At 60.6% G+C, this 11,954-nt stretch carries 6 protein-coding genes; 3 read left to right on the top strand and 3 right to left on the bottom strand.

Features of this window, described 5'->3' with window-relative positions:
• Positions 1–2: 2 nt before the first annotated feature.
• Together H1B37_RS33850 and H1B37_RS15170 are read left to right on the top strand one after the other, a co-directional pair.
• Complete coding sequence (locus tag H1B37_RS33850; protein ID WP_286177780.1) at positions 3–761, top strand: methionine-R-sulfoxide reductase; 759 nt, start codon at positions 3–5, stop codon at positions 759–761.
• 134 nt (positions 762–895) lie between these two features.
• Complete coding sequence (locus H1B37_RS15170; protein ID WP_182867503.1) at positions 896–1,321, top strand: hypothetical protein; 426 nt, start codon at positions 896–898, stop codon at positions 1,319–1,321.
• Here the strand turns inward: H1B37_RS15170 and queA are convergent.
• Positions 1,290–2,393, bottom strand: a complete 1,104-nt coding sequence (gene queA, locus H1B37_RS15165; RefSeq protein ID WP_182867502.1) for a tRNA preQ1(34) S-adenosylmethionine ribosyltransferase-isomerase QueA — start codon at positions 2,391–2,393, stop codon at positions 1,290–1,292. The genes H1B37_RS15170 and queA overlap by 32 nt on opposite strands.
• A 406-nt stretch (positions 2,394–2,799) precedes the next feature.
• Between queA and H1B37_RS15160 the strand changes: the two genes are divergently transcribed.
• A complete protein-coding gene (locus tag H1B37_RS15160) occupies positions 2,800–3,906 on the top strand; it encodes a primase-helicase zinc-binding domain-containing protein (RefSeq protein ID WP_182867501.1) in 1,107 nt (368 codons plus the stop codon).
• A gap of 167 nt (positions 3,907–4,073) precedes the next feature.
• On the opposite strand, the gene H1B37_RS15155 is transcribed toward H1B37_RS15160, so the two are convergent.
• The gene (locus H1B37_RS15155) at positions 4,074–5,405 is read right to left on the bottom strand and encodes a hypothetical protein (protein ID WP_182867500.1); all 1,332 of its coding nucleotides are present in this window, start codon (positions 5,403–5,405) and stop codon (positions 4,074–4,076) included.
• A gap of 675 nt (positions 5,406–6,080) precedes the next feature.
• On the bottom strand, positions 6,081–11,894 hold the full coding sequence (locus tag H1B37_RS15150; RefSeq protein WP_353620848.1) for a PVC-type heme-binding CxxCH protein: 5,814 nt from the start codon (positions 11,892–11,894) through the stop codon (positions 6,081–6,083).
• Positions 11,895–11,954 lie beyond the last annotated feature (60 nt).

Genomic DNA, 11,954 nt, shown 5'->3' with positions numbered 1-11,954 from the left:
ACATGAACAATCGCGATCGCGGGGACGGTTTTTCGAACATGGCTTCGGCCGGCGCGAGATGCCTGGCCGGCGGTGTGATCATCGCGCTAACGTGTGGCTGCGTCGACACACCGGTCGCATCCAAGCCCGTCGTCACCGAACCCACCGAACCGGTGGTCCTGGTCGGCGACTCGTCAGCGCCCGAAACCAAACCCGAGTCTGCAAGCGAGCCCGTGAAAACGACGAGCAGCGATGAAGCGTCCAACGAGAAAGCCCCCGAACCGGAAAAGCGAACCGTGACAGAGTCGAACGAAGAACCGGCGCCGAAGCAAAAGTTGGATTTCGTCAAAGAGTACAACGCACTGGATCGCAACGCGGCGTACGTGATCTTGAACAAGGGCACCGAACCGCCGGGGCCGGGCGGCTACACGATGACCAAGGACCCGGGCACTTACATTTGCCGCCAATGCAACGCTCAGCTGTACCGCAGCGATGACAAGTTCGAAAGCCACTGTGGTTGGCCCAGTTTTGATGACGAAATCAAAGGCGCGGTCCGGCGTCAAAGAGATGCCGATGGTTATCGCGTTGAGATCGTGTGCGCCAATTGTGACGGTCACCTGGGACACGTTTTCCAAGGCGAACGGCTCACCGAAAAGAACACGCGGCACTGTGTCAATTCGATCTCGATGAAGTTTATCCCCCAAGGCAAGGAGTTGCCGCCGAAGCTGGTAATCGAAGACGACAAGAAGCGGCGAAGGGATGCGGAGACGAAACAGAACTAGCGGGCAGAAGCGTTGATGCACAGGCTTTAGCCGCCATGGTCGCTGCGAATGCAGCGACGGGAATCGCCTCAAGGCCAGACACCAACGGTTGCTTTAATCTCCCTTTCCCCTTTATTAACAAGGCGTCTGTTCTGATGCTGGTTTGGATCGATCGAATCTTGCTTGTGGCACTGGTGATGGTGGTTGCCGTGCTGGTGTTCACTTCTTGGCCGGCCGCCATGGATGAGCAAACCCTCGACGGCCAGGCGTTGCTGGCACACATGATGGCCAGCGGAGTGCTGGTGATGGGGTTGCCGGTGTTCGCGTTGTTCTTCTTGAGGTATCTGCCGGCCAAGCGGACGACGTCCTGGTTACAGATCTTGGGCTACCTGGCGACGGTGGCGGCCGGGCTGGTCGCGATCGCCACCGTGTTCCTGTGCATGCTGCCGGTTCCATCGACCCACCAGATGCATTCACTGATGTCGATTCACGGCTGGGCGGGATTCATGATGATTCCCGCGATCGTGGTGCTGTTGATCGGGACGCGGGCTACACGATCAGCATCGCATCCCCATAGCTGAAGAAACGGTATTCGTTCTCGATCGCTTTAGCATACGCCTCGAGAATCAACTCGCGGGTGGCAAAGGCGCTGACGAGCACCAGCAACGTGCTTTTGGGCAGGTGGAAATTGGTCATCAACGCGTCGACGATCTTGAATTGATAGGGCGGGCGGATGAACAGATCAGTCGTCGAAGTCCAAGCCCGCAGGTCGCCCGAAAGCTCCGCCGCGGCACTCTCGAGCACACGCACGCTGGTCGTGCCGACGGCAACACAGCGGCCGCCGGCGGCCCGTCGCTGGACGATCAAGTCGGCGTTTTCTTCGGTGATCTGTCCCCACTCGGTATGCATCTCGTGCTCCGACAGCGTCGCGGTGCTGATTGGGCGGAACGTTCCCAGCCCCACGTGTAGCGTCACCGATGCGGTCTCGGTGCCACCGTCGGCGATCTGGCCGAGCAGGCTGGGGGTGAAATGCAGCCCGGCGGTCGGCGCGGCCACGCTGCCGGGCGTCTTGGCAAACACGGTTTGGTAGTTGGACACGTCGGCATCGACCATGTGCCCGTCGCGAATGTACGGCGGCAGCGGCACGCGTCCGAAACGATTGAGCCACTGATCGGCGCTGGCGGATTCTGACAATTCGGTCTCATCGCCTGCGAATGCCAGACGATCGGCGGGGGGACGAGGCAACACGAGCATGTGCCCGTGTTCGGTCCGCGCGACCACTTCCAGCCGCATGCCGGGCAACCCGTTGCGGTCTTCAATCGTGATCGTTTCCCCGGGAACCAGTTTGCCGCGGGTTTTGGTCAACACCTCCCAGATCCCCGTTTCGGCGTCTTCACGCAAAAACAGTCCCTGCCAGCGACCTTGGGTCCGCGTGCGGAACCCGACCATTCGCGCCGGGATGACGCGGCTGTCGTTCAGCACCAGGGTGTCCTCGCTGCGCAACAGGTCCGGCAGATCGCGGACATAGTGGTGTTCGATCTCGCCACTGCTGCGATGGACTAACATCAGCCGGGCGTCGCTGCGGGTCGCCAGGGGTTCCTGGGCGATCCGCTCGCGGGGTAATTCGTAGTCATAGAAATCGATTTCGCTCATGGCCGAAGTGTAGCAGCCGGCCGTGCGATTGAAGATGGGAGGCAAAACGTGGCGACCGCTACGATCCGGGTCAAGTGAACGATTTGAATGGGGGTCAAACGTTCGATTGCGCGGTGCCGAAACTGGTGGAGGAGGCGTAGACATCAAGTGCAGACGTGATGCCATCGATCCATTGCCCCCCGCCCAGCCAGAGTTCATGCGGTTTCCAAATTCACCCTCCCTGGCAGGGTGAATCGGGCGCAGCGAGGGGCATGTGCATCAAGTTAAGACTTAACCCTCCCCGGAAGGGAGGGTCGAGCGTAGCGAGGGGAGGATCGAGCGGTGGCAGTTGGGTATCACTGAGCCACAGCAAACCCTCCCCGCTCCGAGCGCTCACTCCTCCGCGCCCCTCCCAGAGGGAAGGGTGATGTCTTCACTGGAACGCCCCCCACTTATTCAAGCTGTGATGCCGTACTTCGACGTCGATGAACTTCGCCGAGCTGCGATGGGGGGGTGGGGCGAGATCCTTAGTTCCGCCGGCATCCCGGCCGCCGTTTTGGATGGCCGCAACCACCCCTGTCCCAAGTGCGGCGGGCGCGACCGATTCGCAGCCTTTCGCGATCTTCCGCAACGTGGGGCGGTCCATTGCCGACGCTGCTTTACCCGCGGCAGTGCGATCCGCCCCGGTGACGGGATCGCCACGCTGCGCTGGTGGCTGGGCTGTTCCTTTGCCGAATCGCTGGCTTTCCTGGCCGATGCGGTGGGCGTCCGACCGACCGTCGGCAGTCTCCGCAGCCGGACCGCTGCGGCTCCATCGTCCTGCTCAACAGGCTCGATCCCCATCGACCAGTCTGCCGAAGCGATCGACGCGCACACCACCTTCGCCCGCGACGCCCATCGCCGCATTGATGCAGCCACCCGCCGCCGGCTTGCCGAACAGCTGACGGTTTCGGAGCACGCCCTGCAGAGGCTTCGGGTCGGTGTGACGACTGATGGCAACAGTAGCACGTGGCCGATGCGAAACGAACACGACCAGGTGATCGGAGTTCGCATCAGTGGATTGCCTTGGACGCAAAAACGGAACTCCAAATGGTCACGACGCGGTAGCCAAAGCGGGATCTTTGTCGCCCGTCGGACCGCCGGACCAAGCACCGCGACAGAAACTCAGGAGACGCTTTATATCACCGAAGGAGCCTCGGACACCGCGGCGGCGATCACGTCAGGCTTGTGGGCGATCGGACGGGCCAGCTGCAGCGCGTCCACCTTCTTCGTCGACCGCTACATCCACCGGCACCAGCCCCGGCGACTTGCGATCATCGCCGACAATGACGATGCCGGACGAAGCGGCGCCAAACGATTGGCCAAGTCACTCTGCCAAGCCCTGCCAAGGTCCTTGAGCGAAGTCGACGTGATCGCTCCCCCCGCACCGGCAAACGATCTCCGCGCCTGGGCGGCGACGTCTGCGATCAATCTGGCCGACGCCACCGCGATTGCCACGATTCGGCCGAAGACGCAGAAGACGTTTCGCTTTTGAGTCTTGAGTCTTAGTTCTTGTCACCCATTTTCCTGTCCTCATTCTCTCCCGGGCGTCCATTTTTCTGCCCCCTATTTTTCTGTCAGACCGTCCCAGCTACTCGCCAATAAAAAAAGCGTCAGCGGGTCCGCTGACGCTTTTCGATGATTTCGATTTTCGTTCGTGGCTTAGAAGCACACGGCTCGGTCGCCGGTGTGGATCTTCGTCAAACTTGACGGGTCGGTGACGGTGGCGACCGACTGGCTCCCATTGACGCTGTTGATCAGCAGGTGTGCGACCAAGCGTTCGCCGGTCAGGTATTGGTGGTACACGGTGACCGAGGCTCCGGGCCGCATGGCTTGGCCGCTTCGCAAGATGACGCGGCCCGATTTCTGATCGACTCCGACCACCGTGGCAATGACGTTCTTTCGTGCGGCCGGTTTGGGGGCGATACGAGCGTGATCGACTTTGGCGGCCTTTTTGATGGGCAGTGCGACCGGCATCGGCAATGCCTGAGTCTTTTGCTTCACCGTCGACTGGGGCTTGGCCGCATTGTCACTGAGCGACAACGAGACCGGTTGACCGGCGGGTCGGGCTGTTTGAACGTCGGACGTTGCGGTGACCGGGGTGATCGTCACGGGCTGGATCGCCATGCCGCCGATCATTTTGACCTGACCGACTTCGACTTCCGACCGTTCTACCTTGGCGGCTTGAAACAGTTTCAACCCTTCCGCCGTCGTGGTCGTCTCGACACCGGCGGCGCCGCTTTCGGCTTCTGTGTCGTCTTCTTCAATCGGGGCTTCCAGCACTTCGGCACCGGCACCTTCGCCTTGAATTCCCTCTGGCTGCTCGGCACCTTCACCGGAAATCGGATCCGGGACGACCGGCGGCGGAATCAACTCTTCGGGCACATCTTCCTCGATCGGGCCGGTCGCTCGGTTCGGGCAGCACACGCACAGGGCTTTCGCCGCGGCGGCACGAACGTCCGCATTGGGCTCCAAGTGGCAACCGCTGTCGTCGCGTTCGTAAGCGATTTCGCTCAACCGCTTGGTGACCTTTTCGCTGCAGCAGGACGTCGATCCGCACTTGCTGCACCCTTCGCCATTGGCTGCCGTTTCGATCGCTTCGATCGCGGCCAATCGCACGTCCGGCGTGCAGTCATCCATGGCTGCCAGCAGGGCGTCGGTGATCTTGCCTTCCTTGTCGTAGCATCCACAGCCCATGTCGGCCAGGAACTTGATCGCCTTGATCTTCTGGGCCTTCAAGTCCTCGGCTTGCTTGATCTCCGCCGCCGCTTTGATCGCCGGGTTGGGCGATTCCAGGTTGGCCGGGTCGGCGATGCGTTTCAGCGGCGGTTTTCGTTCCAGACCGGGATGGTTCCCACGCCGGTTGGTCGTCACGTCACGGATTTTTTGGATGCCCTGAGGGATTCCGATGAACCGCCAGATGGTCGGTACCGGGGCCTCGGTCGGGACCTGGGCGTCGGACGGGGATGCGGTGGAAATGGCTAACGCTGCCACCGAAATCCAAATGAGATGATTCGTTTTCACCGTGGCATTCCATTGCGGTTTGTGTTTCGATGGCGTTTCGCGAGGGCGATCGAGTGGCTCCGCCGAGCGTCGATCCCATCGTTTCGCACATACACCCGTGCATGTGTCCTTACTATGGTGATCGGCAAATCACCCACGTCAGTTCATTTGCAAAATGCGGCTGAAGCCAATCACGGCCCGGTTTCTGGTGAATCCTGTGAAAGATTGCCGATTGCGAGGGTTGCAGGACGGGCGGGGGAGAGAAAAGGTGCCGAGTGCTGTGGCCGAAAGGCGTCCGAGGGGGCAGAATCCGCAGTCGAACGATCGGCGATTGCCAGTTTCACGAGCCTTGTTTCATGCGGTAGGGTTCGGCGGAAAAACTGAACTGGTCTCAACCGGTTTGCGCACTTAGTCCCGTTCCTTAACGGCCTGCGGAAAAAGGGTAAGAAGATTTCGGAGGTAAGAAGATGATGAATTGCGCTCTCCATCGAGTCTCGCCAATTTTCCTACCTCCAAAATCTTCCTACCTCTCGCCCCGACACGACGGGGACACTGGGAAGGTTGGCAGAATGATTCGCACACAGAATGATAAAATGCCCCGGGCGGACAGCTGATCGCAAGGCAGTTCAGCGGAATCGAAGCCGTCAAAACCCCGCGGCCAAATATTCACAACACCTCCAGCTTCAGATTGCGGAATCGAACTTCGGTCTTGCCGCCGCTGTGAAGTTGGAAGGCGATGATGCCGGTTTCGGCGCCGTCGGGATCGTGCAACTCGACGCAGGGCTGGTCGTTGAGGAATGTCTGGATGTGGTGTCCGCGGGCGACGATTTCATACTTGTTCCACTCGCCCGGTTTGACGTGCGACTCGCCGGATTGGTCCCACAGCAACTTGCGTCCGTGTTCTTCGTACAGCTTGCCCCACCATCCGGGGCCGATGTCGGCTTGGTATCCGGAAACTTCGCCGTCGTGTGCGTGGCTGCGGAACTGGATCCCGCTGTTGCCGGCGTTGTCGACCAGTTTGACCTCGACGGTCAATCGAAAATCCGCGACCGACAGATCACTGACAATCCAATCGTTGCGTTGCAGCCCGTCGGTCCGCCCGACCAATTCCCCGTCTTCGACCGACCACAGGGACGGATCGCCATTCCAGTGCGTCAGATCGGTCCCGTTGAAGAACGCCGCGGCATTCTCTTTGGTCGCCCGCATCGGCACCTGTTGTTTTCCGCGCAGGTAGGCGATCAGCGAACGGACTTCGTGTGGCGAGAACTGTTTCAACTGATCGTCGGGCATCATCGATTTGTCGGCCGTCGCTCGTTGTTCGATTTCGTCTTTGGGGATGACAACGACGGCATCGGAGGTTTGGATCGTCAGCGAGAACTCGTCTTCGGCCTTGACCAGCCCGTTGACCACGCGTCCGTCATCGACCAAGACCACTGTCGGCACGTATTCTTTGGCCATCACGGCGCTGGGGTCGACGATGTTGGACAACAGGTACTCCAAGTTCGCGCGATTCGATCCGGTCAGGTCCGGTCCGACTTTGAACCCGACGCCGTACAGGACGTGACACTTCATGCAGGTTTTGGCAAACACCGCGCGGCCGAGCTCCGGGTCTGCCGGCGGATGGTCGGTCGACGCGACCAGTTGCGTGTACTCCGCGATCATCGCCAGTTTGTCAGCGGCCGATTCGCGGGCGACGCCCCAGACGTTGTCCAGCATCGCATCGATTTTTTTGTTGTCCAAGAATTGCAACTGACGGACCAGATCCGCGGTCAGGTCGGTGCCGGGGATCTGCTCGGCCTCGATCGCCGTCAGCAGTGCGATGCCGGGGGCGACCCTGGAACACAGCGTCGCCAGCGCCGAACGCTTCTGGGCGGGACTGAGTTGCTCATAGACCGTTAGCAAGGCTGGGGCGATGGAATCGTCGTCGTATTGTGCCAGTCCCCGGATCGCGTCGTCCCGCAGCGGTGAGTCGACCTTCAAAAGACCGACCAGGGTGGGAACCAAGCCGGGATCATCCATGTCCAGCAGTGACTGCAAGGCAACTTGTCGGGTTTCCAGGGGCGCGGACGCATCGGCGACTTGCGTTCTCATCGCCGCGAGCGCTTGCTTGTCGCCGAACGTGACGCCCAGGGCGATCGCCTGCAAGCGGACCTCATGATCCTTGCTCGACAACAATTTTCGCGCAACGAGCGTCCATTGCGATGGCGGCTTGACTTGGCGTCGTCCTTCCAGCGAGGACCGGATCGCGTTGAGGTACGTCAGTTGCGTGGCCGCATCGCTGGCGCCACCGAGTGCCACCACCAGAACGGACAGCGAGTCCTCGCCGCTTTCGCCGATTCGTCGCAGCATGAATTCTCGCAACAGCGGGATGCGCTCGCCCGCCGACATCGCCAACGCGATCGCGCGCGAGGCATCCAGATCCGCCAGCGGTTCAGCCGCATACCAATACATCAGCGGCAGGTTGTGGTCGTCGGCGTCTTCGGCGTGCGACGTCAATGCCTGCAACAAATCCCAACGCGAATCCAAGGCCAGTTTCTGGGCCGCGGAGGCGAGGTACAGCCGCACGATCGGTGAATCATCCTCGCCGGCCATGTCGACGAATTGCTGTGTCCATACCGGGGACAGGTTGCCTGCGGTCGATTCCATCACCAATTGGATCGCCCAACCGCGGACATAGGGGCTTTTGTCAGCCATCAGGGAGAGAGAAACCTTTGAATCCAAATTGCCGGTCACGTGCAGTGCCCAGGCGGCGCGCAACCGACGCGTGTCGTCGCTGTGTGTCGTGGCGGTTTGACGGAGCCACGTGACGGCTTCGCTGGCGATTGGTCGTTCGACGGCCCGTTCTTGCAACACGCGTCGGCTGTGGCGGACGTACCAGTCGTTGGCGTGAAGCGTCAATTCGGCCAGTTCCAGATCGCTGGCCGTGGCAAGGTCGATCTCCGGCGCGGCGGTGCCTACTTCGTCACCGTAGCTGATTTTATAAATCCGGCCGTTGCTACGATCGTGCAGCGTGGATTCGCGACGGTGACAGGCCTGCATGTCGTACCAATCGATCATCCACGCGTTGCCATCGGGACCGTATCGGAGGTTCAAAATCTGTGACGCTTGGTCGCCGGTCAGCAGAAAATCAGGGCCGTGGCGTCCGACATAGCCTGAACCGGCCGGTTCCAACACATCGACGTTCAACCGTTGGCCGTGAATATTGTTCATCATCAGCTGGCCACGGTATTTTTCGGGCCATGTGTCGCCCAAATAAATCATCGCCCCGGCGTGCGCGTGCCCGCCGCCAGCGGAATCCGACTTGCTGTTGCCCCCGTGCGGCGTCGCCCCCAGGTAGTGCAGGTGATCGGCGATGGTGACGATGTCGCGGTAGGTGTGGGGATTGAAATGACGTCCGCCTTGGCGTTGATAGCGGGCACCATCGATGATGTGGTACAGGTGCGGGATCACACAGGCGGTGATGAAGGCTTGGCCGTGATCGTTAAAGTCCACGCCCCAGGGGTTGCTGGTGCCGTGGGCGAACACTTCGAATTCGTGTCGCGTGGGATGGTATCGCCAGACGCCGCAATTGATCGGTGTCCGCTGGTCGTCCGGCGTTCCCGGTTTGCCGACGCGGGAATGGGTGAACACTCCGTGGCAACCGTACAGCCATCCGTCGGGCCCCCAGATGAACGCGTTCAGGGTTTCGTGGGTGTCTTGATAGCCCCAGCCGTCGAGCAGGATTTGGGGGTCGGAATCGGGAACGTCGTCACCGTCTTTGTCGGGAATGAACATCAGGTACGGTGCCGCCCCGACCCAAACGCCTCCGAACCCGACTTCCAGTCCGCTGACCAGGTTCAGCCCTTCGGCAAACACCTTGCTCTGATCCAGCGAACCGTCGTTGTCGGTGTCTTCAAAGATCAAGATTCGGTCACGTCCGACGTCACCTTTTGCTCGCGTCGGATATTCGTACGCCTCCGCGATCCAGACGCGTCCGCGATCATCCAGGGCCATCGCGATCGGTTGTTTCACATCGGGTTCGGCCGCACCCACGGTGACGTGAAACCCATCGGGGACACGCATCGCGTCGGCGGCCTGCTGGGCTTCCAATCCGGCGTGCGGGTACTCGTCGGCGGTCAGTGCCACCATAGCCGGCGTCGGTCGAGCGGGGGCATTGGCGTGCAATCGGAAATCGTCAAAATTGACGTGTCCCCAGCCGCCGGTGTATTCATCGACAAGCCGGACCATGACTTCCTTTCCGACGTGGGCGCGCAGGTCGACGATGACGCGTCGCATTGTTTCGCTGTTGGTGCCGTTGCTTTGATAGAACACGCGCCCGCTGTCTTTGCGCAGCAGCTCGACGCGTGTGGATTCGTGGTCGCCGCCGTTGGCCAAGTAGGACGCATAGGGTTGTGAGACGATGAACGGTGCCGAGGTGAGTGTGCCGGTGGGCTCGTCGCCGACTTTTTCGTAGCCGCCGATCCAAAACTGGCCGTCATGGTTGCTGTGCATGTCTTGGCGACGTGCGTGAACCGTGTCACCCTTGATCGGTTGACCGTCGAACGCGGTGCCGGTCGCCGTCCAGTCGTCCAGCGTGCCGGTTTCGAAATCCAGGTTCAGCACCCGGCCGTCACGATTTTTGGGACGAATCCCGGAGGTCGCGGATGCGTCGTCCGCGGTGGTTTTTCCGGCCGCCGCCCCGGCGACATAGCTGCCGTCGGACTTTTTGATCCGCAAATAATCCAGCGCAAACATGTACGCTTTCTTGGCGGTGGGATTCGCGCCGACGATTGTCACCCCCAACGTGTGCTTGTTCCCTTTCAACGTCAATTTCGGATAAGACAACACGCCGGTCGTGATGACTTGGCGATCGAACAGATCGATCGGTTCTCCTAGCGGTTGATCGTCAAGCGACAACTGAACGATTCCGTAGTCCACCGCACAGGTCAGGACCACCTCCAAGTCGACGACTCCGGTGACCGGCGGCAATTGAATCGTCAGCGTGTCGCCGGGCTTGGCATCGGTCCACCACAACTGCGACTTGCCGCTCCAGTTGTCGGCTTTGAAGTTCGACATGTCCTGCGGACGCGCGTCGCCTCCGCTGGCGCGAAACTTCAACGATTCGCCTTCGATGGCTCCGGCGGCCCGCGCGGTTTTGGGATCGATCTTGGATTTCGGGCCGCGTTTGGCGGTCGCTCCTTCGGCGCTGGGCGGTTTGGGACCCTGGTACGGTTTTGGTTGGGCGGCCAGCCACCGGTCCTGGGAAACCGGGTGTTGGGTGTGTTTCAGCACGTGCGCGCCTTTCATGCCGCCGACGATGATGTCCGGGTTGCCGTCGGCGTCCAAGTCTTTGACGACGACCTGGCGTCCGATCCCCGCTTCACCATCGGCTTGATAGGGAACCCAATCGATGCCGTCTACGCCGCGAACCAGACGAAACCAATAGACCACCGCACCGGCGTCCCACATCGGACTTTGTCGATGGTGCGACCAATAGGTCTTTCCCGTCACGATGTCTTTCAAACCGTCACCGTCGATGTCGGCCAATTCCACCGAATGCGGTTCGCTGAACAGCACCCCGTATTTGTTTTCCGACGGGTGCGAACCCATGATTTGGTGTTGTTTGAAGGTACGTTTGTCTCCATCAACGATCTGTTCGAACCACGACAATCCAAAATTGTGGGCCGAGTCGCTGGTGATGATGTCGTTGTCGCCATCGCCATCGACGTCATAGGCGTACATTTCCGCGCCGCCGCTGCCGCCACACAGTCGGACGTCGTGATGCATCCAACGCGATGTCAGCGCATCGCTTTCCGGTTGTTCGTACCAGCCCTTGGGGTGAATGATGTCCAGTCGGTCGTCGCCATTGACGTCGCCGATCCCCAGCCCGTGTCCGAATCGCGTCGCGGTCACTTGGGGCGAAATCGCGTGGAACTGCCACGTGCCGAACGGGTCGTCGGCATCGATCGTCGCGAATCCAAAAAATCCGTCCCGTGTGCACACCAGCTCGGGACGGTCATCGCCCAGCAGGTCGATCAACTCGGGCGACTCATTGGACACCCAATCAAACACTTGGTGCTTTTTCCAATGCGCGTCCAGTCCGTCCTGCTTCGGATTCTCGTAAACGTAGGCCGGTGTACCGGGAAATCCCACGACGAAGATGTCGTTCCAGCCGTCCTGATCGAAATCGTAGATCCAGGAGAAGAAGTGGTCCGCATAGCGGTTCATATCTTGCGGAACCGGCGAGTAGATTTCGTGCTTGGTTTGGTAGTCGGGCCCGGCAAACCAATACGGCCCATAAACCACGTCATTGATGCCGTCACCGTTGATGTCGCCGGCCGAGACGCCTTCAGAAAAATAAGTCCCCGTCAGCTGTTGACGCTGGAACTGGTGCAGCGTGGGGCCGTCGGCGGCGGACAGGCCGTGGCTGTCGATCATGGTGGCGATCGAGACAGCGATGATCGAAGCGGCGATCCACAGAACGGGGCGAGAATGGTTCACAAGGCTACTTTTTCGCATCGGACGCTTGCCGGAGGAGGTGGGGATGGGAAACGGAGGGGA

It is taken from the genome of Stieleria mannarensis, assembly GCF_014154935.1.
Lineage (GTDB): Bacteria > Planctomycetota > Planctomycetia > Pirellulales > Pirellulaceae > Stieleria > Stieleria mannarensis.
This window is presented reverse-complemented; position numbering and strand designations above follow the sequence as displayed.

Excerpts from the sequence above, each read along its gene's own strand:
- H1B37_RS33850 (WP_286177780.1), top strand. The coding sequence starts at position 3 with ATGAACAATCGCGATCGCGGGGACGGTTTTTCGAACATGGCTTCGGCC.
- H1B37_RS15170 (WP_182867503.1), top strand. The coding sequence starts at position 896 with ATGCTGGTTTGGATCGATCGAATCTTGCTTGTGGCACTGGTGATGGTG.
- queA (WP_182867502.1), bottom strand. The coding sequence starts at position 2,393 with ATGAGCGAAATCGATTTCTATGACTACGAATTACCCCGCGAGCGGATC.
- H1B37_RS15160 (WP_182867501.1), top strand. The coding sequence starts at position 2,800 with ATGTCTTCACTGGAACGCCCCCCACTTATTCAAGCTGTGATGCCGTAC.